The organism is Lentzea sp. NPDC055074, assembly GCF_053608005.1.
In genome coordinates this window covers 64,196-87,783 of the sequence record NZ_JBSGUQ010000023.1, presented here as the reverse complement: position 1 = coordinate 87,783, position 23,588 = coordinate 64,196, and the positions used below count along the sequence as shown (strand labels likewise).

General features: G+C 69.4%; 24 protein-coding genes. 6 read left to right on the top strand and 18 right to left on the bottom strand.

Going from position 1 to position 23,588, the window contains the following annotated elements; translation table 11 throughout:
• Positions 1-7: 7 nt before the first annotated feature.
• The 7 genes from ACWF7A_RS37600 to gatC all read right to left on the bottom strand — a co-directional run bounded on the left by ACWF7A_RS37600 (position 8) and on the right by gatC (position 9,273).
• A complete protein-coding gene (locus ACWF7A_RS37600) occupies positions 8-2,494 on the bottom strand; it encodes a M14 family zinc carboxypeptidase (protein ID WP_452255269.1) in 2,487 nt (828 codons plus the stop codon).
• Positions 2,495-2,705: 211 nt separating this feature from the next.
• A complete protein-coding gene (locus tag ACWF7A_RS37595; protein WP_452255268.1) occupies positions 2,706-5,279 on the bottom strand; it encodes a CHAT domain-containing protein in 2,574 nt (857 codons plus the stop codon).
• 82 nt (positions 5,280-5,361) lie between these two features.
• Positions 5,362-5,565 (bottom strand): hypothetical protein, encoded by a 204-nt coding sequence (locus ACWF7A_RS37590; protein WP_452255267.1) that lies wholly within the window; start codon positions 5,563-5,565, stop codon positions 5,362-5,364.
• A 234-nt stretch (positions 5,566-5,799) separates the two neighbouring features.
• Entirely contained in the window at positions 5,800-7,302 is a 1,503-nt protein-coding gene (gene gatB / locus ACWF7A_RS37585) for an Asp-tRNA(Asn)/Glu-tRNA(Gln) amidotransferase subunit GatB (protein WP_452255266.1), read from the bottom strand.
• A complete protein-coding gene (locus ACWF7A_RS37580) occupies positions 7,299-7,496 on the bottom strand; it encodes a hypothetical protein (protein ID WP_452255265.1) in 198 nt (65 codons plus the stop codon). Before ACWF7A_RS37580 ends, gatB begins: the two co-directional genes overlap by 4 nt.
• On the bottom strand, positions 7,493-8,977 hold the full coding sequence (gene gatA / locus ACWF7A_RS37575) for an Asp-tRNA(Asn)/Glu-tRNA(Gln) amidotransferase subunit GatA (protein ID WP_452255264.1): 1,485 nt from the start codon (positions 8,975-8,977) through the stop codon (positions 7,493-7,495). Before gatA ends, ACWF7A_RS37580 begins: the two co-directional genes overlap by 4 nt.
• Entirely contained in the window at positions 8,974-9,273 is a 300-nt protein-coding gene (gene gatC, locus ACWF7A_RS37570) for an Asp-tRNA(Asn)/Glu-tRNA(Gln) amidotransferase subunit GatC (RefSeq protein ID WP_030467875.1), read from the bottom strand. Before gatC ends, gatA begins: the two co-directional genes overlap by 4 nt.
• Before the next feature lie 231 nt (positions 9,274-9,504).
• Here gatC and ACWF7A_RS37565 point away from each other — a divergent pair, with 231 nt between their 5' ends.
• A complete protein-coding gene (locus tag ACWF7A_RS37565) occupies positions 9,505-10,158 on the top strand; it encodes an ACT domain-containing protein (RefSeq protein ID WP_452255318.1) in 654 nt (217 codons plus the stop codon).
• A 99-nt stretch (positions 10,159-10,257) separates the two neighbouring features.
• Here ACWF7A_RS37565 and ACWF7A_RS37560 read toward each other — a convergent pair whose 3' ends face one another.
• Positions 10,258-10,941: a 3-keto-5-aminohexanoate cleavage protein gene (locus tag ACWF7A_RS37560; RefSeq protein WP_452255263.1), complete on the bottom strand. Its 684-nt coding sequence runs from the start codon at positions 10,939-10,941 to the stop codon at positions 10,258-10,260.
• Positions 10,942-11,061: 120 nt separating this feature from the next.
• On the opposite strand from ACWF7A_RS37560, the gene ACWF7A_RS37555 reads away from it, so the two are divergent.
• Both ACWF7A_RS37555 and ACWF7A_RS37550 read left to right on the top strand, forming a co-directional pair.
• Positions 11,062-11,184, top strand: a complete 123-nt coding sequence (locus tag ACWF7A_RS37555) for a hypothetical protein (protein ID WP_452255262.1) — start codon at positions 11,062-11,064, stop codon at positions 11,182-11,184.
• A gap of 73 nt (positions 11,185-11,257) precedes the next feature.
• Positions 11,258-11,482, top strand: coding sequence for a hypothetical protein (locus ACWF7A_RS37550; RefSeq protein ID WP_330273001.1), 225 nt, complete (start codon positions 11,258-11,260; stop codon positions 11,480-11,482).
• Here the strand turns inward: ACWF7A_RS37550 and ACWF7A_RS37545 are convergent.
• Complete coding sequence (locus tag ACWF7A_RS37545; protein ID WP_452255261.1) at positions 11,479-11,913, bottom strand: N-acetyltransferase family protein; 435 nt, start codon at positions 11,911-11,913, stop codon at positions 11,479-11,481. The two genes, ACWF7A_RS37550 and ACWF7A_RS37545, sit on opposite strands and share 4 nt — an antisense overlap.
• 38 nt (positions 11,914-11,951) lie before the next feature.
• On the opposite strand from ACWF7A_RS37545, the gene ACWF7A_RS37540 reads away from it, so the two are divergent.
• A complete protein-coding gene (locus ACWF7A_RS37540) occupies positions 11,952-12,368 on the top strand; it encodes an SWIM zinc finger family protein (RefSeq protein WP_452255260.1) in 417 nt (138 codons plus the stop codon).
• Here ACWF7A_RS37540 and ACWF7A_RS37535 read toward each other — a convergent pair.
• The 6 genes from ACWF7A_RS37535 to ACWF7A_RS37510 are packed head-to-tail and all read right to left on the bottom strand — an operon-like array spanning position 12,357 to position 17,366.
• Positions 12,357-12,866 carry a hypothetical protein gene (locus ACWF7A_RS37535; RefSeq protein ID WP_452255259.1) on the bottom strand — a complete coding sequence of 170 codons (510 nt, stop codon included), beginning with the start codon at positions 12,864-12,866 and terminating at the stop codon, positions 12,357-12,359. The genes ACWF7A_RS37540 and ACWF7A_RS37535 overlap by 12 nt on opposite strands.
• A gap of 59 nt (positions 12,867-12,925) precedes the next feature.
• Positions 12,926-13,426: a GNAT family N-acetyltransferase gene (locus ACWF7A_RS37530; RefSeq protein WP_452255258.1), complete on the bottom strand. Its 501-nt coding sequence runs from the start codon at positions 13,424-13,426 to the stop codon at positions 12,926-12,928.
• Positions 13,419-15,551, bottom strand: a complete 2,133-nt coding sequence (ligA, locus tag ACWF7A_RS37525) for an NAD-dependent DNA ligase LigA (RefSeq protein WP_452255257.1) — start codon at positions 15,549-15,551, stop codon at positions 13,419-13,421. Before ligA ends, ACWF7A_RS37530 begins: the two co-directional genes overlap by 8 nt.
• A 32-nt stretch (positions 15,552-15,583) precedes the next feature.
• Positions 15,584-16,237: a hypothetical protein gene (locus ACWF7A_RS37520; RefSeq protein WP_452255256.1), complete on the bottom strand. Its 654-nt coding sequence runs from the start codon at positions 16,235-16,237 to the stop codon at positions 15,584-15,586.
• 5 nt (positions 16,238-16,242) lie between these two features.
• Entirely contained in the window at positions 16,243-16,800 is a 558-nt protein-coding gene (locus tag ACWF7A_RS37515) for a YdeI/OmpD-associated family protein (RefSeq protein ID WP_452255255.1), read from the bottom strand.
• Entirely contained in the window at positions 16,797-17,366 is a 570-nt protein-coding gene (locus ACWF7A_RS37510; protein WP_452255254.1) for an LppU/SCO3897 family protein, read from the bottom strand. The genes ACWF7A_RS37515 and ACWF7A_RS37510 overlap by 4 nt, the downstream gene beginning before the upstream one ends.
• 11 nt (positions 17,367-17,377) lie before the next feature.
• On the opposite strand from ACWF7A_RS37510, the gene ACWF7A_RS37505 reads away from it, so the two are divergent.
• Positions 17,378-17,857: a GNAT family N-acetyltransferase gene (locus ACWF7A_RS37505; protein ID WP_452255253.1), complete on the top strand. Its 480-nt coding sequence runs from the start codon at positions 17,378-17,380 to the stop codon at positions 17,855-17,857.
• Here ACWF7A_RS37505 and ACWF7A_RS37500 read toward each other — a convergent pair.
• From ACWF7A_RS37500 to ACWF7A_RS37490, 3 genes are all read right to left on the bottom strand, one after another.
• On the bottom strand, positions 17,844-18,839 hold the full coding sequence (locus ACWF7A_RS37500; protein WP_452255252.1) for a hypothetical protein: 996 nt from the start codon (positions 18,837-18,839) through the stop codon (positions 17,844-17,846). The genes ACWF7A_RS37505 and ACWF7A_RS37500 overlap by 14 nt on opposite strands.
• A 179-nt stretch (positions 18,840-19,018) precedes the next feature.
• Positions 19,019-20,872, bottom strand: coding sequence for a glycoside hydrolase family 9 protein (locus ACWF7A_RS37495; RefSeq protein ID WP_452255251.1), 1,854 nt, complete (start codon positions 20,870-20,872; stop codon positions 19,019-19,021).
• Positions 20,873-20,964: 92 nt separating this feature from the next.
• A complete protein-coding gene (locus ACWF7A_RS37490) occupies positions 20,965-22,014 on the bottom strand; it encodes a methionine synthase (protein WP_452255250.1) in 1,050 nt (349 codons plus the stop codon).
• A gap of 140 nt (positions 22,015-22,154) precedes the next feature.
• Here ACWF7A_RS37490 and ACWF7A_RS37485 point away from each other — a divergent pair, with 140 nt between their 5' ends.
• On the top strand, positions 22,155-23,492 hold the full coding sequence (locus tag ACWF7A_RS37485) for a glycoside hydrolase family 18 protein (protein ID WP_452255249.1): 1,338 nt from the start codon (positions 22,155-22,157) through the stop codon (positions 23,490-23,492).
• Positions 23,493-23,588: the final 96 nt, after the last annotated feature.

Genomic DNA, 23,588 nt, shown 5'->3' with positions numbered 1-23,588 from the left:
GCCATGTCTACCGCGTGCCGCTCCAGAAGAGAGCGCGCGCGACCTGCGCGTACAGGCCCTTCGGGTGGTTGCGGAACATCGGCTCGGTGCCGAACAACACCACCTTCGCGCCGTTCGCCGCCGTGCCCGACACGACCGCCGCCTGGCCCGCTGCCGCGTCCTGACCGCCCGTGCCGTTGTCGCGTGCGTGCCAGTGGCCCGCGGCGATGACCGTGCTGCCGTAGCGCTGTTCGACCGTCACGCCGGCGCCGAGGTTCGTGAACCACTGCGGGGCGTAGACGAACGAGTGGGTCAGCGCGCCCGTGCCGACCGGGCCGGTGCCGTTGACGACGTTCACCACGCCGTTGGCGTCCTCCCAGCCGGCGACCGGGGTGGCCGGCAGGAGCTTGGCGTCGGTGTTGAACCTGCTGCCGGTCGCACCGCGCGTGACCACACCGCCGCGTTCGAGGAACTTGTCCAGCACGGCCTTCGCGGTGGCGTTGAGCTGGGTGTAGCTCAGGCCCGCGCCCACGTACAGCGCGTCGATCCGCGACCAGTCGAAGCCCGCGTTCAGCACGGCCGTGGAGATCGTGCGGACGTCGAACCCGGACTCGCGCAGCACCTGCAGCTCGTCCGCTGAGACCGCGGCCGCGATCGTCTTGCGCTGCAACGCCTGGCCACCTGGTTTCGCGAAGGTGAAGCGCACGCCGTAGCGGTCGGCGACCTCCTTCGCGGCAGCCCTCTCCCTCGCGGGGACGACGATCGTGCCGTCGTCCTGACGGCGCAGGTCGAGGCCGCGGCCGAGCAGGTCGTTGACCGCGCTGACGTCCTTCTGGTCGGTCAGCGCGAGCGCGAGGTCGGCGCCGGGTGCGGCGTCGACGTCACCGGTCGGCGCGGCGGCCACGACGGGCTTGCCGTCGAAGCGGAACTGGCCGCTCTTGTGGATGTCGACCGACGCGCCCCAGAGCAGGCGGTGGCTCCAGCCGGAGATGTCGTACATGACCGGCGCCTTGTCGGAGATGTCGCTGCCCTGCTCCAGCATCACGTTCGCGAGGCCGCGCTTGGGCTGGTGCATGTCCACGACGTACGACCCGGCCGGATAACGCTTGCCGCCCAGCGTGAACGGCTTCTCGGCGCGTTCGACCCGGACGTCGTGCCGGACGAGCTGGTCGACCAGTCGCGCGGTGGCGGGCGCGGACCGTTCGTTCGTGAGCACGTAGGCGCGCGGGAACTCCGTGCTGAAGCGGTCCTCCGGGCCGAAGCCCGGCACGAAGCCGTCCGGGATCTGCCTCTGCTTCTCGCCCGCCGCGCCCCGGCGGAACATCTCCGTCTGGTTCGCGATCAGGTCGCGCCTGTTGTCGTCCACGTAGTCGAGCGTGGACTTGATGGTGGCCTCGACGACGTCCGTGTTGATCTTCGAGCGCCGCTGCAGCTCCGTCGCCGGCAGGGCGTCGTAGTCGGACCGGTTGACCCGCATCGGGATCTCGATCGTGTACGAGACGGCACCGTGGTACATCGAGTACTGCGCGGTGTAGATCGGCGCCCAGCCGTCCCACTCGCCGACGGGGTAGTCGCGGAACGGGATCTCCGGCTTCGCCGTCTCGGGATGGCCGAGAGCCTGCACGGCCTTCTCCATCTGCAGGCCGTGCGCGTAGCCGTGCTTGATGTACAGGTCGAAGTCGTAGTTCTGGCCGTGCGGAGGCGTGGTCGGCTCGATCAGCGTGTTCGTCACGTAACCGTGCTCGTCCAGCATCATCAACGGCTGGGTGCGCTCGACGATGTCCTGCATGGCCCGGTTCTCGGGCTGGGAGCTCGTGACGAAGTCGCGGTTGAGGTCGAAGCCCGCGCTGTTCGCCCGCGTGCCGGCCACGCGGCCGTCCGGGTTCGCCGTGAGGTTGAAGTAGACCCTGCTGCGCTGCAACAGTTTCCGGGTCTCGGCGTCGTTGCTCGTGGCGAGGTGCTCGATGACGCGCAACGCGCCGTCGGTTCCCTCCCACTCGTCGCCGTGGATGTTGTTGTTGATCCAGATCGGTGCCTTGTAGAGCCCCGCCGGGACGGTGCGTCCCTCTTCGACGGTAGCGCGGAACCGTTCCTGGATCCTGGTCTCCGCCGCGCTCTCGGGCGCGGTCAGCGTCACGAGGTACAGGTCGCGGCCGAGTCCCGACTGGCCGACGACCTCGACGGAGATCCTGTTGCTCTTCTGCTGCAACGCGTTCAGCTTCGGCGCGAGCGAGTGGTACGGCGCGAGGCCGAGCTTGATGGACTTGTCGGCCGTGTTCTCCGGGTAGGTCCGCAGCGTCGTCCGGCGCGGATAACCCTGGTGTCTGTCGGCCTGGTTCTCCCCCTGAGCCACGACGGACAGCGCCTGGAAAGCGGTGTCCAGGGTGGCGACTTCGTTGCGCTCGGGCCCGTTGCCAGGCTCTCGGTCTGGACTCGACGGTTGCGCCGTTCCGTTGGCCGGCGCCGCTACCACCGCGGCGGCCGCAAGGAGAACAGCGAGCAGAGTTCTGCGCATACGGACTTTTCTCGCACAACGGCCCGCCATCGACTAGAGCCGATAGGCGGGCCGTTGCATCCCCTCGGTCAAGACCTCGTGCCGTCGAGGGTGGCACAGACCGTCGATGATCGGCGAGAAAAGTTCACCAACCGCACGTCTTAAATGGGGCACAAATCACCGCTGACCAGCGCGTTCATTTCACTGAACGACGTACAACCACTCGAACGGCCTAGCCCGACCCCAGACAGAGGAACGGCCGGCGGAACGGGTCCTTGGCCATCGCCTCGGCCAGCGCCACCGCGGGCGCGGCCCCGGCCACCAACGCCCGGTGGTAGTCCGCCATCGCCGCCGCGCTGACCTCGTCCCCGACCTTGCTGGCCGCGGCGACCACCGTCCGCGTCCCTCCGGCCAGCATCGCCCCGGCGAACCCCAACGCCTCGTCACCAGGCCTGATCCGGTTCAACGCCAGCGAGCAGACCGCCAGCACCACGTGCGCCGGCGGCGTCCGCAGCCTGCCGAGCTCGTGCGCGAACAACGGCCCGTCGACCAGTTCGAGCCGCGAGAACAGCGCGTTCTCGTTCTCGTGCTCACCATGAGCCGCGACGTGCACGAGATCCGCGCCGTCGAGATGCGCGAGCACCTCCGCCGCCGTCGCGTCGTCCCCCGACAGCACCGTCGCCTTCTCGTGGTGCGCCACCAGCCGGTCCAGCTCCCCGTTCCCGAACTGCAGGCTGGGCCCCCGCACCAGCACGACCTTGTCGGTCCGGGGCCTCTCGGACTGCGCCGCCGCCAACCAGGCCGTGGCACTCGGCGCCGTGACGACGGGCCTGCCGTGCAGACTCGGGATCACACCCCACGGCACCGCGTACAGCGTGCCCGTCGGCACCACGACCAGCTCGCGCTCGCCGATGAGGTGGACCAACGGCTTGATCAGCATGGCGTCGAGCACGTCGGCCTGCCTGCGCGCGGAGGCCCCGATCACCTGCGCCAGCGGCTGCGGCAGGTAGTCCGGCGCCAGCGCGTTGAGGTCGAAGTGCAGCTTCTGCGCGCTCTCCAACGCCTCCTTGGCGGCACCCAGCCGCACCATCCGGACCTGGCCGCCCGCGATGACGACGGCGACCATCCCCCCGCCCGACACGACGAAGCTCACCATGGCGCGGTCGCCCAGTTCCGCGATGACCTCGCCGAGCCCGGCCATGGGGCGCGGCCTGCCCCACCGCTGCGCGTGCCAGCCGAGCCTGTTGGCCTCGCGCTGCGCCCTGGCCAGCTTGCTGCGCAACTCTCCGGTCGGCCGCCCGTCGAGACCGGCCCGCATCAGGTCGCGCCCGAGCCCTCGGACCTCCACGATCCGTTCAGCCAGCTCGGGGTTCTCGACGTGTTCGAGCGGTTCGTAGCGGTAGGTCTGCGCGCGCGTTCGTTCCAGCCAGACGAACAACTGCCGCGCGTCATTGCTCTCCTGCACCAGCCGGATCGCGAGCTCACCCAGTTCACGGCCGTGGACAGCCGTCGCCGACACCAGTTCGAGGCCGCCGAGCTGGTCGCGAACCTGCCCCAGCTCCTCCAGGCCCTTGCGGGCGTGCAGGAGCGCGGACCGGCGGTTCCCGTTGGCCAGAGCCAGTTCCGCGAGCACCAGCCTGCGTTGCATGCGGTGGTCGATCGGGGTCACGGCACGGGGACCAGGAAGCTGACGCAGCAGTTCCTCGCCCTCGGCCAGACGGCGCCTGCGCACCTCCAGCCGGGCCGCGAGGAGCTTCGCCAGCCTTGCCTCGTCGACGAGGTGGTTGGCGGCCAACTGGTCCGAGAGCGCCAAAGCTTTGACGACGAGAGCGTTGGTCACCCGCTTCACCTGGAGCGCGTGGGCCCACAGCTCGATCAACGCGGCCATCATCCACCAGTTGCTGCCGCGCTTCTCGAGCTTGCGCTGCGAGCGCTTCGCCATGCGGCGCGCCAGGTCGAACTGCTCGTCGAGCAACGCGGCGGACGCGCGGAACATCTCGACCTCGGCGACGTCCTGCTGGAGCTTCTCCTTGCGCATGATCGGCAGCGCCTCGTCCAGCTGCCTACCGGCCTCATCGGACAGTCCGACCATCAGCATCGCTTCGGCCTGGTCGAGCTGCACTCCGGTGAGCACCGACAGCTGCTCGTTCGCACGGTAGATGCGGGCGGCCTCTTCGTAGTGCCGCAACGCCTCGGCCACGTCGCCGCTCTGCTTGTGGGCGTTGCCGAGAGCGGCGAGGGCGTACGGGTAGAGCGCGTCCAGGCCGTACTCACGCGAGAGAGCGCGCGCCCGTTCCAGATCCGCGATGGCCGGCTCGCGCTTGCGGACCGCCGCGTTGGCGAACCCGCGAGCGATCAACGAGGAAGCGAGCCGCCACACGAGGTCCGCGTCGACCTGGTCCGGCGCCTCCGCCATCTCGGCCTCGACGAAAGAGATCATGGGACCGAACCACTGGACCGCCTGCTCGGGTTGCCCGAGCCGCATGACGATCATTCCCTGACTGTGGTCGATGCACCCGTTCAGCAACAATCGCAGCTTGGGTTCTGTCAGGAGATCGGTTTCACGGCGTGCCGCGCCGAACGTCTCGAGGGCGACCGCCATACCGCTGGTCTCGCCGAGACTGCGTGCCAGGTTGTACAGAACCCGCACCCGCAGCTCTGTCCGTTCAGGACTGTCGGGGGCGCGGTCGGCGTGCACGAGAGCACGGTTGAACAATCGGATGGCTGCGGGGACGCGGTAGTTCTCCTGCTCAGCGAATCCGCTCAGGTACAACTCGCGCGCTCTGTCCAGGGCACGAGCGGGCATGTGATCATCACACCACACGCCCCCGGACGGCGCTGTCCGCCAACCAGGCGCAGCCTGCTCGACGGACAACGCGGAGGGTGACCTAGCCGACCTTTTCCGTGGTGGCGAGGCTGTCCGGGTGGTTCGGGCAGCCGGCCTCGTGCTCGAACGAGCCGAGCAGCGGCTGGCCGGGAGGCTTGCCGCAGCACTGCGTCTCGAGCGGCGGGTCCTCCGGCTCCGGGGTCTTGTCCTTGCGGTCGTCCCCGTCCAACAGGTCCTTGAACTTGTCGGCGATGTTTGTGAACAAACCTTCTTGCTGGCCGCTCATGAGGTTTCCCCCCTCGTTTGGACTATTACTTCTCATCCCCCCAGATGAGTTGCAACGAGAGACTCGCACACACGGCTACACACATACGTCTCATTTAGCTAACAGCCACTCAGTCGGCCTAAGATCACAAAGGGCCACCTGCACGAACAGGTGACCCTTTGTGATTTTTATGGCGAATGTGTATCTGCTAGCGGCGTTCGTGCACGGCGGCCGTCAGCTGCAGCGGGCGATCACGATCTCGCGCACCCGTGCGGCGTCGGCCTGGCCCTTGGTGGCCTTCATGACCGCGCCGACGATGGCACCGGCCGCCTGGACCTTGCCGTCGCGGATCTTCTGCGCGACGTCGGGCTGGGCCGCGAGGGCCTCGTCGACGGCCTTCTCCAGCGCCGAGTCGTCCGAGACGACCTTGAGGCCGCGCTTCTCGATGACGTCCTCCGGGGAGCCTTCGCCCTCCAGGACGCCGTTGACGACCTCGCGGGCGAGCTTGTTCGTCAGCGTGCCCGCGTTCACCAGCTCGATCACCTTCGCGACCTGGGCCGGGGTGATGGCGAGGTCGGTGAGCTCGATGCCCTTCGAGTTGGCCTGCTGCGCGAGGTACGACACCCACCAGGAGCGGGCCTCGTCCGGCTTCGCGCCCGCCTCGACGGTCGCGATGATGACGTCCAGGGCGCCCGCGTTGACCAGGTCGCGCAGGACCTCGTCGGTGAGGTTCCAGTCCTTCTGGATGCGCGCGCGGCGCTCCCAGGGGAGCTCCGGCAGGGTGCCGCGGAGCTCCTCGACCCACTCGCGCGACGGCGCGATCGGGACCAGGTCGGGCTCCGGGAAGTAGCGGTAGTCCTCCGCCGTCTCCTTCTTGCGGCCCGGCGACGTGCTGCCCGACGACTCGTCGAAGTGACGGGTCTCCTGGGTCACCTCGCCGCCCGACTCGAGCACCGCGGCCTGACGCGTCATCTCGAAGCGGACAGCGCGTTCGACGCTGCGCAGCGAGTTGACGTTCTTGGTCTCGGTGCGGGTGCCCAGGGCGCCGGTGGTCTTCGGGCTGAGCGACACGTTCGCGTCGCAGCGCAGCGAGCCCTGGTCCATGCGGACGTCGGACACGTCGAGCGCCTTGAGGAGGTCCCTCAGCGCCGTGACGTACGCACGGGCGACCTCGGGGGCGCGACGGCCGGTGCCCGGGATCATCTTCGTGACGATCTCGATCAGCGGCACGCCGGCGCGGTTGTAGTCGAGCAGCGAGTGCTCGGCACCGTGGATGCGACCGGTGGCGCCACCGACGTGCAGCGACTTGCCGGTGTCCTCCTCCATGTGCGCGCGCTCGATCTCGACGCGGATGACCTCGCCGTCGTCCAGCGTCACGTCGAGCCAGCCGTTGAAGGCGATCGGCTCGTCGTACTGCGACGTCTGGAAGTTCTTCGGCATGTCCGGGTAGAAGTAGTTCTTCCGCGCGAACCGGCACCACTCGGCGATCTCGCAGTTCAGCGCGAGGCCGATGCGCATCGCCGACTCGACGGCCTTGCCGTTCACCACCGGCAGCGAGCCCGGCAGACCCAGGCAGATCGGGCAGGTGTTGGTGTTCGGCTCGCCGCCGAAGACGTTGGCGCAGCCGCAGAACATCTTCGTGTTGGTGTGCAGCTCGACGTGCACTTCCAGGCCCAGGACCGGGTCGTACTTCTCGATGACCTCGTCGTAGTCCATCAGCTCCACCAGAGCGGTCATGCCAACTCGTCCTTCCGCAGGGCGCGAGCGGCCAGCGCAGCACCGGTGACCGCGACCGCGATGCTGGCGATCGCGTTCGCCAGCATCAGCTTGTCGTTCTTCGCACGGGCGTTGCGGAAGCCGGAGAACGCTCCCACCGCACCCGCGACGGCGCCGGCCAGGCCCAGCAGGCCCCTTGCCTTCTTGATGTTCACAGCGACGGACCTCCGAACGCGCCGCGCGCGGCCTCGTAGGCTGCGGCCACCCGGTACATGCGGTGGTCCTGCAGCGCCGGAGCCATGATCTGCAGGCCGACCGGCATTCCGTCCTCATCGGACAGACCGCTCGGAACGCTCATGGCGGGGGTGCCCGCGAGGTTCGCGGGGATGGTGCAGAGGTCGGCCTTGTACATGGCCATCGGGTCGTTCGCGCGCTCGCCGATCTTGAACGCCGTGGTCGGCGTGGTCGGGGAGATGAGCACGTCGAAGTTCTCGAACGCCTTCGCGAAGTCCTGCGTGATGAGCGTGCGGACCTTCTGGGCCGAGCCGTAGTACGCGTCGTAGTAACCGGACGACAGCGCGTACGTGCCGATCATGATGCGGCGCTTGACCTCCGGGCCGAAACCGGCCTCGCGGGTCAGCGACATGACCTCCTCGGTGCTGCGCGTGCCGTCGTCGCCGACGCGCAGGCCGTAGCGCATGGCGTCGAACCGGGCGAGGTTCGACGAGCACTCGCTCGGCGCGATGAGGTAGTACGCCGGGAGCGCGTAGTCGAAGCTCGGGCACGACACGTCCGCGATCTCCGCGCCGAGCTCCTTGAGCTGCGACACGGCGGCCTCGAAGCTGCGCGCCACGCCCTGCTGGTAGCCCTCACCGCTGAACTGCGTGACGACACCGATGCGCAGGCCGGACAGGTCGCCCGACAGACCCTCGCGGGCAGCGGCGACGACCGGCGGCACGGGCGCGTTGATGGACGTGGAGTCCATGTGGTCGTAGCCCGCGATGACCTCGTGCAGCAACGCGGCGTCGAGCACCGTGCGCGCGCACGGACCGGCCTGGTCCAGCGACGACGAGAACGCCACGAGGCCGTAACGCGACACACCGCCGTAGGTCGGCTTCACGCCGACGGTGCCGGTGACCGCGCCGGGCTGGCGGATCGAGCCACCGGTGTCGGTGCCGATCGCGAGCGGGGCCTGGAACGCCGCGAGCGACGCCGACGAGCCACCGCCGGAGCCGCCGGGGATGCGGTCGAGGTCCCACGGGTTGTGCGTGGGGCCGTACGCCGAGTTCTCGGTCGACGAGCCCATGGCGAACTCGTCCATGTTCGTCTTGCCGAGGATGACGACGCCGGCTTCCTTGAGCTTGCGCGTCACCGTGGCGTCGTACGGCGGGATCCAGCCTTCGAGGATCTTGGAACCGACCGTGGTCGGCACGCCCTCGGTCGTCATGACGTCCTTGAGCGCCAACGGCACACCGGCGAGCGGCGAGACCTGCTCACCTGCCTTGACGGCCTCGTCGACGCGGCGGGCCTGCGCGAGCGCGCCCTCGGTGTCGACGTGCAGGAAGGCGTGGACCTTCCCGTCGGTCTCGGCGATGCGGTCCAGGTGGGCCTGCGTGACCTCGACGGACGAGACCTCACCGCTGTGGATCTTCGCGGCGAGCTCCGCCGCGGTGGCGTGGATCAGGTCGTTGGTCATGCTTCCTCACCCAGGATGCGGGGCACGCGGAACCGGCCGTCCTCGGCCTCAGGAGCGCCGGAGAGCGCCTGCTGCTGACCGAGGCTCGGACGGACCACGTCCTCGCGGAAGACGTTGGTCAGCGGAACGGCGTGCGACGTCGGCGGGATGTCGGCCGTGGCGATGTCGCCAACCGAGGCCACCGACTGGAGGATCACGTCGAGCTGGCCGGCGAACAAGTCGAGCTCGTCCTCGGTAACAGCCAGCCTGGCGAGCTTCGCCAGGTGCGCGACCTCGTCGCGGGAGATGCTGGGCACTCCTGTCAACCCCCGTAGGGTCGGGATTACGAATCGGGAACCCCGTGAGTCTATGGGCTGGTCAGGCGCGCCTTCGAACGGGTTACCGCCTCTATGGTTGACCGGCACGTCAACTTAACCGGTTCGCAACGCGGACAGCAGGTCATGCGTTGACGATGCGTCTGCGAGAATCACCGACCGGCAACGGCGCGAGACGCGGGGTCTCTCGCACGAGCTATGGAGGCGTTCACCTTGTCGTTCCTGATCCGGGTCCAGCTCCCGGACCGTCCCGGCACCCTCGGCGCGGTCGCTTCGGCATTGGGCGAGATCGGGGCCGACATACTCTCCGTGGACGTGGTGGAGCGCGGTTCCGGCCTCGCCATCGACGACCTCGTGGTCGAGCTCCCCTCCGGCCGCCTGCCGGACACGCTGATCACCGCCGCCGAGTCGATCGAGGGCGTCGAGGTCGACGCGGTCCGCCCGTACGCGGGCATCCTCGACACGCACCGCGAGCTGGAGCTGGTCGAGGAGATCGCCGAGGAGCCCAAGAAGGGCCTCGAGATCTTCACCGAGGGCGTCCCGAAGATCATCCGCGCCGGCTGGGCCATCGTGGTCGGCCCGAACGGCACCGGCATCACCCGCCTGACCGCGTCGTCGGCCGCCCCGGAGACCCGGATGGCGGACGTGCCGTGGTTCCCGCTGGAGCGCGCGACCGTGCTCGACGGCGAGGAGGAGTGGGTGCCGGAGACCTGGCGCGAGCTGGGCACGGAACTCGCCGCCACGCCGCTGGGCAAGCCGGACCGCGTCCTCGTCGTGGGCCGTCCGGGCGGCCCGATGTTCCGCGCGGCCGAGGTCGCCCGCCTGGCGCACCTGGCCGGCATCGTCGCGGTGGTGCTCCCCGACTAGTGGTGTGGCTCGCAACGTTGCCGGTGGAGTTCGCGGTCGGACTGCCGCGAGGCGTCCTGTCGAGCGCGGATCACGCCGCGAACGTTGCGTGACGCACCTCTAGCTCGGGGCGCGCGTTCGCTGCCGTTTCCGGGCCAGCGCTATCAGTTCCGCGTTGTTCCTGGCCTGGCGGCCGTCCGGCATCTGGAGCGTGTCCTCGAGACCCATGCGCACGTGGTGTTCGAGGACCGCGGCGTAGTCGAGGACGGTCCAGGCGTCGGCGTCGCGGCCGTGCAGCAGGACCGGCAGGCCCAGTGGTTCCACTTGGGCGAGCAGGGTTTCCGCCGTGTCGCGCGTCGCCGTCACCGTGATCCGGCTGACGCCTTTCGGCAGGTCGTCGAGTGCGGCCGGGGCCGACACGACCAGCTCGACGCTGATGTTGACCCGGTGCAAGGCCTGCGCGAGGTCGCGCCAGCCTGGCTGGTCCACGCGCACGCTGGCGATGTCCGGCCGGCCCGCCGCCAGCGGTGCCCAGCTGCCGATCAGCGTGCCGCGGTTGCCGGGCACGTCGGTGGACACGCTGATCTCGATGCCCGGCACCGCCGCGCGGACCGTCGCGATCGTCGTGGCCACCTCGGGCCCGACGAGCGTGAGCGCGCCGATGACGTCTCTCGGGTGGATGTGCACCGACGTGACGCCGAGCGCGGCGACGTCCGCCGCGTCCTCCGCCAGGCGTTCGGGGGACAACGGCAGGGCCGGGTGCTCCTCGGCTGTGCGGGAGCCGTTCAGACAGGCTTGCAGCACACCTCATACGGTCCCACACAATCCCCGGTCCGGCGTTGCTCCAGGGCAGTGGCATGACTCGGGACGTCACCGGGCGAATCAACTGGCCGACTTTCCGAGTCGTGCCACTAGCTTGGGGTCATGCGACTGGCTCTGGTGCTGGCTCAGGCGGACGGTGTGGCGATGGGTGACCTGGCTCTGGGGGCGGCCGGGGTGATCGCGGTGGCGGCGGTGATCGTGGTGGCGGTCAAGCGGAAGCGCTGACTCGCCCTGCGGGATCCGCGAACTGACCCCAGACTCCTCCGTGATCGCCCCACTTCCCGGAGGTATGAAGATCATGGCCATCACCGTGAACCTCGACTCGCTCCTCGACAAGGCGTACGAGGACAAGCCGCTCACCGAGATCCTGGACGCCCCCGTCGACGCGCTGCAGGGCGTCAGCCCCGGCGACGCGGAGAAGCTGAAGGCCGCGTTCAACATCAAGACCGTGCGGGACCTGGGCACCAACAAGTACTTCCGCGCGGCCGTGACGTTGCTGGACCTGGAGGCGACGGCCCGTTAGAGCACCATGCGGTAGTGGACGAACTGCGTCTTCTCCGCGACCTGGTCGTAGAGCCGGCGAGCTGTCTCGTTCCCCTCGCTGGTGTGCCAGTAGACGCGGCAGCAGGCCTGGTGCCTCGCCCATTCCGCCACCGCCTCGATGAGCGCGCGGCCCACGCCTCGGCCGCGCGCCTCGGGGGCGGTGAAGAGGTCCTGCAGGTAGCAGACGTCCGGGCCGGACGTGCTGGGGTGCTTGAAGAAGTGCACGATGCCGGCGATGTCGCCGTCCGTGCGGGCGCATAGGGCGTGGATGCTTTTGCCCTCTTGGAACGCCTCCCACTTCTCGTCGTAGGTTTCCGCTGGCAGCGTGCGTTCGTAGAAGGTGTTGTAGCCCTCGAAGAGCTCCTGCCACCTGGTTCGGTCGGCGGGCCGGAGCGGGCCGATCGCGATCATGTTGATCCTTTCTGTGGTCACCCGGTTGGATGACCCCCGTGTCGACGACCCTCACCACCGAGCTGCTGTTGCACCGCGCGGGTACCAAGTCGTACTGGCGCGGTCTGACCTACCGCGAGGCCGTGCTGTCCCTTCGGGTGCACAGCAGGCACGTGGCGGCGCGGGTGCGGGGCGGTGACGAGGACGCCTACGTGGTGGAACTGTCGTGGTCGGGGACGCATCTGGTGGGGGCGTGCAGCTGTCCGCACGGGTCCGAGGGGTTCTTCTGCAAGCACTGCGTGGCCGTCGGGCTGGTGCTGCTCGACCGGGGCGAGACGGTGCCGCCGCCGGACGCCGAGGACGTCGAGCTCAAGGACATGTTGAGAGCCTTGCCCGCCGAGGTGCTGCGGGACCTGCTGTACGAGCAGGCCGCGGGGGACTCGAAGCTGCGGGCGCGGATCGTCTCAGCACTCTGACGGGCGCTGCGTCTCCGGCAGCAGCGCGCAGTGCTTGTAGTGGCCCAGCGCGACGTCGGCGAGCACCCAGCCCTCGGCCGTGCGGCTGAAGGTGAGCAGGTGGGACAGGCCGTACGCGGTGAACGGGACCGGGCCCGGCTCGGCGAAGTACAGCTCGGTGTGCTCGTCCACGCGGGCCACGACGGTCCGGCCCGTCTGGTCGGCGTGGAACCGCACGGCTCGGGCCTCGACCACCGCCGCCCGGTACCGGGTGCGGGCCGACGCCGTGGCCTCGGCGAGCTTCGCCTCGTGCGCGGCCAGCTTCCCGGCCAGCGCCTCCGTCACCGGCACGCCGAAGCCCGGCGTCTGCGGGCCGGTGGTGACCTTCTGCGCCCTGGCGGCCAGGTAGCGCTGCGCGAGGCCGAGGATCTCGCCCTGGTCGGCGGTGGCCAGGGCCACCGGAGTGGCCGAGGCGCCCAGCAGCGCCGCGGCCACGAGCAGGACAGCGGTTGCTCTCACGTGCGAACCCCCATTCGCCGACGGCTACCCGATGGACGTCCGGTGGCCCGCGCGGTTGCCTACAGCGGCAGCCCGTACGCGTACGCGACCAGGTTGACCCCCGGTAACGGCGACCAGTCGCGGTCCGGCAGCCGGGTGAACCCCAGCCGCTCGTACAACCGGTGTGCCGCCAGCATCTTCTCCGACGACGACAGCACGATGTCGGTCGAGCCGCCGGCGCGCGCCTTGTCGATCACCGCGCGCACCAGGGACTCGCCGACGCCCCGGCCCCGTGCCGCCGACGACACCGCCAGCATGCGGAACTCCAGCTCTCCCGGCTTCGAGATCTCCGCGTAGGGCGTGCCGGGGCGCACCACCGTCACCGAGCCCAGGACGGTGCCCGACTCGTCCTGCGCGACGAGCAGCTCGGCGTCGCGGAAGCGGGACGCGGCGTCCGCGAGCAGCGTCGCGTAGTCGTCGTGCTCGCCCACGACGCCGTCCGCGCGGTACGCCTCGACCGTCAGGGAGCCGACCGCGGGCAGGTCGGCCTCCGTCGCCGGGCGGATGATCAGGTCAGCCATCTGCGCCTTCTTCCACTGTGCCGGCCGCGCCGTCGTCGACCGGGAGGGCCACCTCCCGCGCCGCGTCCGGGCCCTGTTCCAGCAGGACGCGGAACCCCGCCTCGTCGAGCACGGGGACCTTCAGCGAGACGGCCTTGTCGTACTTGGATCCTGGCGAGTCGCCGACCACCACGAAAGCGGTTTTCTTGGACACCGAGCCCGCCGCCTTGCCGCCGCGGGCGAGGATCGACTCCTTCGCCGAGTCGCGCGAGTACTCCGTCAGCGAGCCGGTGACCACGATGGACAGACCTTCGAGGTTGCGCACGATGGACTCGTCGCGCTCGTCCTCCATCCGCACTCCCGCGGCCCGCCAGCGCTCCACGACTCCCTGGCGCCACTCGGTCTCACGCCACTCGACCACGGCCGTCGCGATGGTCTGGCCGACTCCCTCGGCACCGGCGAGGGCCTCCTCGGGAGCCTCGAGGATCGCGTCCATCGAACCGAACTGCTGCGCCAGCGCACGGGCGGCCGTCGGGCCGACGTGGCGGATCGACAGCGCGACCAGCACCCTCCACAGAGGACGCTCCTTCGCCGCCGCCAGGTTGTCGATCAGCTTCAGCGCGTTCGCCGACAGCTCGCCCTTCATCGTCGTGAAGCGCTCGACCTGCCGCAACGCGTCCGCGTCGAGGTCGAACAGGTCGGCCTCGTTCGTGTAGATCGTGGACTCGGTGATCGCGGCCGCCGCTTCGTACCCGAGGACCTCGATGTCGAGCGCGGCGCGGGAAGCCAGGTACGCCAGGCGTTCGCGCAGCTGACCGGGGCAGGTCTCCGCGTTGGGGCAGCGGATGTCGACGTCGCCCTCCTTCATCGGGCGCAGCACCGAGTTGCACTCGGGACACCTCGTCGGCATCTCGAACTCGCGCGCGTCGGCCGGGCGCGCGGCCAGCACCGGGCCGAGCACCTCGGGGATCACGTCGCCCGCCTTGCGGATGACGATGCGGTCGCCGATCAGCACGCCCTTGCGCTTGACCTCCGAGCCGTTGTGCAGCGTGGCCCGCGCGACCGTCGAGCCCGCCACCTTCACCGGCTCCATCAGCGCGAACGGCGTCACCCGGCCCGTGCGGCCCACCTGCACCTGGATGTCGAGCAGCGTGGTGGTGGCCTCCTCCGGCGGGTACTTGTACGCGATGGCCCACCTCGGCGCCCGCGACGTCGTGCCCAGGCGCCGCTGCAGCGACACCTCGTCGACCTTGACCACCAGGCCGTCGATCTCGTGGACCGCGTCGTGCCGGTGCTCGCCCCAGTACTCGACCTTCTTGCGCACGTCCGCCGGGTCGGTGAGCACCTCGGTGTGCGGCGAGGTCGGCAGCCCCCACGCCTTCAACGCCTCGTACGCGAGCGACTGGCTGGCGGCGTCGAAGCCCTGGGACCTGCCGATGCCGTGGCAGATCATCCGCAGCTTGCGCGAGGCAGTGACCTTCGGGTCCTTCTGCCGCAACGACCCCGCGGCGGTGTTGCGCGGGTTCGCGAACGGCGGCTTGCCCTGCTCGACCAGCGAGGCGTTCAGGGCCAGGAAGTCCTCCACGGCGAAGAAGACCTCGCCGCGCACCTCGACCAGCTCGGGCACCGGGTACTCGGCGGACCCCTTCAGCACCACCGGGACGTCCGCGATCGTGCGCACGTTCAGCGTCACGTCCTCGCCCGTGCGGCCGTCGCCCCGCGTCAGCGCCCGCGTGAGCCGGCCCTTCTCGTAGAGCAGGTTGATCGCGAGGCCGTCGATCTTCAGCTCGCACAGGAAGTGCGTGCCGGAGCCGATCTCCTTCTGGACGCGCTCGAACCAGCCCGTCAGCTCGTCCTGGGCGAAGACGTTGTCCAGGCTGAGCATGCGCTCCAGGTGGTCGACCGCCTTGAACTCGGTCGAGAACGTGCCGCCGACGAGCTGCGTCGGCGACTCCGGCGTCGCGAGGCCGGGATGCTCGGCCTCGAGAGCCTCCAACTGCTTCAGCAGCGCGTCGAACTCACCATCGGTGACGATCGGGTCGTCCAGCACGTAGTACCGGAACTGGTGCGAGCGCACCTCTTCCGCGAGCACGGCATGCCGCTCGCGCACCTCTGCGGGGACGTCTTCAAGGCTCTCGCTGGTCACGTCCCCAGCTTAGTGAGCAGGTCCGACAGTTCTCAGACCTCGGCTCGCCCGGCGAGTTCGCGCACGAGGGAACGCAGCTCCAGCAGGCTGATCGTGCCCTGCGGCTCGAGCTCCGCGGTCTCCACCCGCCGCAACCGCTCCCCCGCCAGACGCTCGCCGAGAGTGACGTCGAGGGGCAGGAACGTCATCGTCTGCCGGTGCTGGTCGCTCAGATCGGCGAGCGCCGGGTGGTAGACCGCGACGTCCACGACGTCGCCGTCCACCTGGGCCACCACGCGGTAGTCGCCGAGCCGCACCTTCACCTGGCCGAGGTTGACGACCACCTCGGTCGGGTCCGGCACCGGCGGCACCGAGTCGTGGAACTCCCACACCATGTCCGACGGCGGCGCCGCCTCGATCCACGCGTCGGTGTACGGGCGCATCCTCGGGTCCTCCTGACCCGTGACCACCAGCGCGTACATGGCCATGTGGCCCTGTTCGAGCGAGAACCTCAGGTCCGGGTGCAGCCCGCTCACGAGGTCCTGCAGCTCGTCCTCGACCCGGTGCGGTTCGCCGTCGCCGAGCGCCGCGCTGACCGCCGGCACCAGCTCGAACCACCGTTCCCAGAACCGCCGCGCTGCCTCCTCCGCGCTCGGCAGGTGGGTCGGGGGGACGTCTTCGGCTTTGCTGCGGCGGAACCACTTCATGATTCTCAAGGGTAGAGCTTGCGCCCCTCGGCCAGCATTTCAACGAACTGGGCGATGCGCTTCTGCCTCGTCTCCGGCCTCTTCGCGTCGTGGATGCGCAGCAGCACGGCGTACCTGTTCTGACTGTTCAGCGTCTTGAAGAACTCAGCGGCCTTGGGGTTGGCCGCCAACGCCTCGGTGAGGTCGTCCGGCACCTCGATGGTCGCCGGACCCGCGTACGCCGCGTCCCAACGCCCGTCGGCTTTGGCCTTCTCGATCTCCTTGAGGCCCGCCGGCAGCATCTTGCCCGCCGCGATCAGTTCCTCGACCTTGCCGCAGTTGCGCTTGGACCACTTGCTGCGTGGCCTTCGCGGCGTCCAGCGCTGCGAGTAGTAGGTCTCGTCCACGGACCGTGTGAGCCCGTCGATCCACCCGTGGCACAACGCGACGTCCAGCGCCTCGGCGTAGGTGATCGTTTTGATCCCGGAGCCCTTCTTGGAGTACTTGAGCCACAGCTCGGTCTCGCTCGCGCCGTGCTCGTGCAGCCACGCGTCGAACTGCGCGGGCCCCTCGAAGACGATCAACGCACCCTCCTCAGGCAAAGCGTCATCTCCTCATAGGGAACACCGAGTTCGGCCTCTTCGGGGCAACTTTCCCTCGCTATTTCCACGACCCGCACGTTCGCCCGCGGTGCCGCACAGTCGAACTTGGACACGACGGACCGTTGCAGATCGTCGGTGTCCAGCTCGAAGCAGTCGCCTCGGGCGGCGTTGGGGAGCAGGCACAGCGCCGCGTTGTGCCTGGTGTCGCGCAAGACCTTGTAGTCCCCGCGCGGGCACGTGCCACTCGTGTCGTCCAGGACGGTGCCGACCTTCAACGCGGCCTTCGCACCCCTGCAGTCGACGACGGTCAGCCCCAGGTCGTTCTCACCGGGCCCGTCGAACCTGACACAACTGCCCTTCTCCGCCTTGGAGTAGTCGGTGAGGAACACCGGCACCGCCGTTGCGGGTTCGTCTTCATCGCTGAACCCCCACCACACGGCGAGATAGGCGACCACGGCAAGTACGACAACCATCACGGTCTGTCTCACGACCACGCCGCGGAGTATGGCGGCAGAAACTGAGTGGCGCGCGGCGGCGCGTTTGGCCACAGTGCGGGGTCATGCTGATCCGGCGGGAGACACCCGCAGACATCGACGCCATCCGCGACGTGACCAACCTGGCCTTCAAGGACGGCCCGGAAGCACCGCTGATCGACCAGCTGCGTGCCGACGAGGGCTGGATCCCGGAGTTGTCGCTGGTGGAGGACGACGTTCTCGGTCACGTCGTCTGCACGCGCGGGTACGTCGGCGACGTGCCGGCCCTCGGACTCGGGCCGATCGCCGTGCACCCCGCGCACCAGCGGGCCGGGATCGGGTCGGCGCTGGTGCACGCGGTGCTTGGCGCCGCGGAGGCCCGGGGCGAGCGCGCGGTCATCCTGCTGGGTGACCCCGGCTACTACTCGCGCTTCGGTTTCCGGCTGGCGTCGGAGTTCGGGATCACGCCGCCGGACCCCGCGTGGGCACCGCACTTCCAGGCCCGGCTGTTCGGGGACGTGCCCGCGGGGGCGTTCCGGTACGCGGAGCCGTTCAACCGGCTTTGAGCACCTTGCCTTCGGCCGTGCGCGCGTAGACCGTGCCGTCGGGTTGGGCGGACACGGTGTCGATGAAACGGGCCTCGGTGAGCGGTTCCCAGGTGGTGGTGAGGCGGTGCGCGCGGCCGTTGATGATCGTGTGGAGGCCGACCGTCCCGTCTGGACGGAGAACCGCTTCCGGGGAGGCTTCGAGGCCGTCGGCGATCTCGCGCCAGGTGCCGGCGGCGCCGGCCATGAGCTTGGTGCCGGAGCGGACGTAGACCGCTGTGGAGCCGTCCGGGTAGGTGATCGCGGACGGCTTGCCCGTGGCGAAGCCGGCGGGGCTGAGCGGAATCGATCCCGACTGGCGGGCCCCCTGGGGGGCTGCGGTCCCCATCCCAATCATCCCAAGCGGGTCTGACAGTGTCGCGACGCTGCCGTCCGTCAAGATCGCGTACAGCTCCACCGTCCCGTCAGGACGCACCACGGCCTCGGGGTCTCCCGCGACACCGCCTGCGACCGGCCGCCACACGCCGTCCGCGAGCACCCTGACCTCGCCCCGAGCCGTCCGCGCGTACACAAAACGCCCGGCCACCGAGGGCCGTCCCACGAAGTCCCCGGACGTGCTCAGCCGCGTCCCGTCGGCCCAGACGTCCCCGTCCAGCACCACGTGCACGACCCCGCCGACCATCTCGGGCCCGCCCTGCCAGGCCTGCCGCAGCATCGCCCCGGCCCGGCTCTCGGACTGGTCGTACCGCTCCGGGCAGCACGACCGCTGCACCGCGTCGGCGAGCAGCCCGGCGGTCAGCTCCGGCCGGTCCACCCTCACCGCGTACTCGAAGAACCGGCGCGCCGCGTAGGACACGTCCATGATCTGCTCGGGCGTCCCCCACCCCATCGACGGTCGTTGCTGGAACACGCCCAGCGAGTCTCGGTCGCCGCACGACAGGTTGTTCATGTGCGACTCGACCCAGCCGGCCTCGAAGCCGGCGAGCATCACTTTGTCGCTCACGCGCAGAGAAAGACCAACGGCGTGCACGGCGCGGATGACGTCCGCATCGTGCACGCCGGGAACTCGGCACCTCACGTTCAGCGGCAGGGCATGTGCCGTGCCGGACATGAGCAGAACGAAGACCAGCGCGAGCCTGAGCACAAGTCCGAATTGGACACCCGGGCCCGCGCCGGCGCCACTCAGGAGTTCGCGATCAGCGAGAAGCCGAGCACGCCCGTCGCCGTGAAGTCGATGGCCGGCTCCGAGCTCGGCCACGAGCGCAGGTCGTCGGCGAACACGGACTTCGCCGAGTTGAACTCGACCGTGTAGGGCTTGGTGCAGTCGACGGACCCCGCCGGCATGTCGCCGAGGTCGCCGAACAGGGAGGCGTCGTTCGGGCCGTTGATCACGGCGCCGACCAGCACCTTCGAGCCGCCGTTGACGGAACCGGAGAGGTTCGCGGCCTGGTGGTGCGGGCACTCGGGGAACTTCGTGCCGACACCGACGATCAGCGACGTGCCCCACGCGTTGGTGCCGAGGGCGAAGCCGCGCTGCTGCGTGCCGAAGGTCTGGTATTCCTTCGAGCCGGTGAGCTTCTGGTAGAGCGCCGCGGTGGTGATGTACCCGAACGTGCGCGAGCCGACGTCCCAGGTCTCGACGTTGGCCGCGGTGCGGAACGGCGAGGTCTTGGCGGCGTCCGCGCCCTTCTGCAGCTGGCGCTGGATGTCGCCGACGACCTGCTTCTCGGTCACCTCGGCGCCGGGGACGCCCTTCTTCAGCAGCGGGGCGAGGTCGGCGTGACCCAGGGCGGAGATGTTGTAGACGTTCAGGGTGTCGGGGTCCTGCGTCGCCAGGAACTCCTTGGCCCAGTGCGTCGCCGCGCGGGCGAACTGGCCGTAACGCTTGTCGTGCAACGCCTTGGCGGCCAGCGCGAGCTGCGTCGCGCCGAACTCCATGTCGTCGGTCCAGGACTCTTCCGGGTAGTACGCGTGCGGGAACGCCGTCACGAGCTCGCCGACGTTCTCGGTCTTGGCCAGCGCGAAGAGCTGCGCGGCCTTGTCCAGGTACGAGCGGGCGACGCGCGGGTTGCGGTGCGCCTCGATCTGGGCGGCCAGCGCGAACGAGCCGGCCACGCGGCCGACCAGGTTCGGGCTGATCTTCTCGCCGGCGACGTTCGCGCGGAAGACGGGGCGGTGCTTGATGAAGTACTCGCTGTCGCCCGGCTTGACGTCGAGCTTGTCGTCGGCCTCGGGCAGGCGCCACACGTCGTGGTCGCCGACGAAGCCGAACTCCTCGGAGCCGGTGCCGATGCCGACCTGCGCGTAGAGCGTGCCGGTCTGCTCGTCGAACGCCTTGTCGAGCCACTTGAGGCCGAACTTGGCCTCGTCGTACAGGGCGTCGTTGTGCTTGTTGCGCAATGCCAGCAGCATCGACGCGGTCGAGTACGACGAGGCGTGCGTGAACTTCACGAAGTCACCGGCGTCGAACCAACCACCTTCGAGGTCGACCTTCGCGCCCGTGGGCTTCAACGGTGCGGCGATCTGGTCGCCGCCCTCGCCCGCGAACACCGGCGCCTCGTAGACGAGCGCCTCGCGGTCGGTGAGGTGCGCGGGCTTGCGGTTCAGCCTGCCCGGGATGACGTCGGCGCCGTCGCGCTGCGCCTGGAAGAACTCGACGGTGTTGTGCGCGACCGGCGAGAAGAGCTTCTTCAGCGAGTCGACCTCGAACACCGGAGAGGTCGTCGAGCCGACCTTGATCCGGTAGGTCCCCGACTTCTTCAGCGCGGAGAAGTCGATCGGATGCACTGCGGGGAACGTGTCGCTCCACGTGCCCGTCGAGGCACCCGTCCTCCCGGTCAGCACGGTCCGGCCGCGGCTGTCCACGACGGAGAACTTGGCGCCGGCTGCGCCTCCGAGCACGTAGGCGTGCTTCTGCTCGGAGGTGCCGAACCCGACCTGGTCCAGCCGGATCTGGCCGGTGGGGGCGGCCTGTGCTGGCGCCACGACCACACCTGTGAGCACGGCGGCCACGAGGGCCACGAGTCTGATGCGCATGAGGGGAACTCCCGGTCCAGGCCTCGACGTTCGGCCTTCGGTTAAGAAAGTTTCCTAATAGTTCGCAGCAGACTAGCCGCACAAACCGGACATCACCAGCCCTCGGGCGGTTCCGAAAAAGCCGAGGACAGGTCACGGGTCAGCGACAGCGCGCGTGTGACCCAGGCGGACGTCGCACCCGCCAGCCCGCACGTCGGAGTGGGCAGCGCCTTCTCGGCGAGGATCGACCGGGGGAACCCGAGACGGTCGACCAGGGTGAACGCCCGCTGCCCGAGCTCCTTCAGCGGCACCGGCACGCCGGGGTCGAGGCTCGGCACCAGCCCGAGCGCGAGCGTCGTGCCCGCCTCCCAGGTCTCGCCGATCTCGTCGAGCGCCTCTGCACCCTTGATCAACGTCGCGTCGAACGCGATCGCCGTCGCGCCCGCTTCCCGCAGCAACGTCAGCGGCGGGTGCGGCGCACAGCAGTGCACCATCACCTCGTGGTCCTTCAACGCCTCGATGACGGTCGCAAGGACCGCACGGGCGTCCGGACCCGGAACGGCGGGCACGGTGCCGAGCTTGGACGGCGTCGGCAGCAGGCCCTGCAGAACGGCGGGCAGGCCCGGTTCGTCGAGTTGCACGACGACCTTCGCCTTGGTGCGCTTGGCGACCTCGGCGGCGTGCAGACGGAGCCCTTCGGCAAGAGACTCGGAGAACTCCTTCACAGCACCCCGGTCCGTGAGTACCCGATGGCCGCGCATCAGCTCGATGTTCGACATGAGCGTCCACGGCCCGACGGCCTGCACCTTGACCGTCTCGGGCTGCGCACCCGCACGTTCCAACGCCTCGTCGAACGCGTCCAGGTCACCACGCAGCAGGTCGATGGCGCGACGGTGGTCACGGCCGGGGCGCGGGTTCACGCGGTAGCCGGAGGTGATGACCTCGATCGCGAGGTCGACGAGCAGGCCGGCGGTGCGGCCGATCATGTCCGCGCCGACTCCCCGGCCAGGCAGCTCCGGCACGTGCGGCAGGTCCGGCAGCTCGCCGACGACGATCCTCGCCGCCTCGTCGATGTCGGTTCCGGGCAGCGATCCGATTCCAGTTGCTCCACGCACCAGCCGAATTGTTCCACTGTCCGACGGACAGAAGAGGTCTAGACCCATTGACGCTATGGTCTAGGCCACTTACCGTGATTGAGCAGGCGCTGAACGTACGGGCGCCTCCCTGCACGTGGTGCAGGACCGCGACGCGCCCCGTGGTCCTGCACCACTCCCTTCCTCCCCTGCCGGAAGGACCGTCTCCGATGTCCCGCTTCGCCGTATTCGCCGCCGGGGCCGCCGCCGCACTGGTGGCCGGACTCGTCGCGATCGCTCCCACCGCCTCGGCCGCAGGCGAGTCCGCCGCGTTCAGCCAGGACTCGTCCTGGGGCTCCGGTTACCAGGGCAAGTTCACGATCAGCGCGGGCTCCACCGCCCTGACCGGCTGGAAGCTGGAGTTCGACCTGGCCGGCGCGTCGCTCGGCTCGTACTGGGACGCCACGGCGACCAGCAGCGGCAACCACCACACGTTCACCAACCGCGAGTACAACGGCAACGTCGGCGCGGGCGCGTCGACCAGCTTCGGCTTCCTGGTGAGCGGCTCGGCGTTGCCGACGAACTGCAAGCTCAACGGCGTTCCGTGTGGCGGCGGCGGTGGCACCACGACCACCACCACGACGACGACCACGACCGGCGGCCCGACCACCACCACGGGGTCCGATGTGCCGCCCACGCCCGCTAGCGCGCGCGTCGCCCCGTACGTCGACATCACGATGCCGACGCCGTCACTCATGGACGTGGCCAACGCGACCGGGCAGAAGCACTTCACGCTCGCGTTCGCGCTGGGTTCGTCGGCGGGCTGCGACCCCGCGTGGGGTGGCACGGTCCCGTTGAACGACAGCCGCATCGTGAACGACACGAAGGCCTTGAAGGCCGCAGGTGGCAGCGTCATCGTCGCCACCGGCGGCGCCATGGGCCCGTACCTGGAGCACGTCTGCTCGACGGCCGACGCCCTGTACAACGCCTACGTGAAGGTGCTCGACGCCGTCGGCTCGAACAGCATCGACGTGGACGTGGAAGCCACGATCCCGCAGGCCGTCGTCAACACCGCGCTGAAGCGCCTGCAGGACACCCGCGGCACCACCGTCAGCTACACGATGCGCATCCAGGGCCAGGACTACGGCATGGACCCGTACTCGGTCGACGTGCTGAAGGACGCGGCGGCGAAGGGCGTCACCGTCCTCGTGAACCCGATGCTGATGAACTTCGGCTACACGGGCAACTGGGGCGAGGCGATGGTCAACGCCGCGAACGCCACCCTCGGGCAGATGCGCGCCATCTGGCCGTCGAAGTCCGACGCGCAGTTGAAGGCGTTGCTCGGCCTCACGCCGATGATCGGCCGCAACGACACGGGCCCGACGACGACGCAGGACGACGCACGGAAGGTCCTCGACTACGCCAAGGCCAACCACGTCGGGCGCGTCGCGTTCTGGTCGGCCGGTCGGGACAAGGGCTGCCCCGGCGGCGGAGTCTCGCCCACGTGCAGTGGAATCTCGCAGGCCAACTGGGAGTTCACCAACCTGTTCAAGACCTACACGGGCTGATTCACCCCTGCTGGAACGAAGGCCGTTGCGGGAAGCCCCCGCAACGGCCTTCTTTCACTTCATCAGAGCGTTCAGCAGGAGCTGCAGCATCCGCAG

Excerpts from the sequence above, each read along its gene's own strand:
- ACWF7A_RS37600 (WP_452255269.1), bottom strand. The coding sequence starts at position 2,494 with ATGCGCAGAACTCTGCTCGCTGTTCTCCTTGCGGCCGCCGCGGTGGTA.
- ACWF7A_RS37595 (WP_452255268.1), bottom strand. The coding sequence starts at position 5,279 with ATGCCCGCTCGTGCCCTGGACAGAGCGCGCGAGTTGTACCTGAGCGGA.
- gatB (WP_452255266.1), bottom strand. The coding sequence starts at position 7,302 with ATGACCGCTCTGGTGGAGCTGATGGACTACGACGAGGTCATCGAGAAG.
- gatA (WP_452255264.1), bottom strand. The coding sequence starts at position 8,977 with ATGACCAACGACCTGATCCACGCCACCGCGGCGGAGCTCGCCGCGAAG.
- ACWF7A_RS37555 (WP_452255262.1), top strand. The coding sequence starts at position 11,062 with ATGCGACTGGCTCTGGTGCTGGCTCAGGCGGACGGTGTGGCGATGGGT.
- ACWF7A_RS37550 (WP_330273001.1), top strand. The coding sequence starts at position 11,258 with ATGGCCATCACCGTGAACCTCGACTCGCTCCTCGACAAGGCGTACGAG.
- ACWF7A_RS37545 (WP_452255261.1), bottom strand. The coding sequence starts at position 11,913 with ATGATCGCGATCGGCCCGCTCCGGCCCGCCGACCGAACCAGGTGGCAG.
- ACWF7A_RS37530 (WP_452255258.1), bottom strand. The coding sequence starts at position 13,426 with ATGGCTGACCTGATCATCCGCCCGGCGACGGAGGCCGACCTGCCCGCG.
- ACWF7A_RS37520 (WP_452255256.1), bottom strand. The coding sequence starts at position 16,237 with ATGAAGTGGTTCCGCCGCAGCAAAGCCGAAGACGTCCCCCCGACCCAC.
- ACWF7A_RS37505 (WP_452255253.1), top strand. The coding sequence starts at position 17,378 with ATGCTGATCCGGCGGGAGACACCCGCAGACATCGACGCCATCCGCGAC.
- ACWF7A_RS37495 (WP_452255251.1), bottom strand. The coding sequence starts at position 20,872 with ATGCGCATCAGACTCGTGGCCCTCGTGGCCGCCGTGCTCACAGGTGTG.
- ACWF7A_RS37490 (WP_452255250.1), bottom strand. The coding sequence starts at position 22,014 with ATGGGTCTAGACCTCTTCTGTCCGTCGGACAGTGGAACAATTCGGCTG.
- ACWF7A_RS37485 (WP_452255249.1), top strand. The coding sequence starts at position 22,155 with ATGTCCCGCTTCGCCGTATTCGCCGCCGGGGCCGCCGCCGCACTGGTG.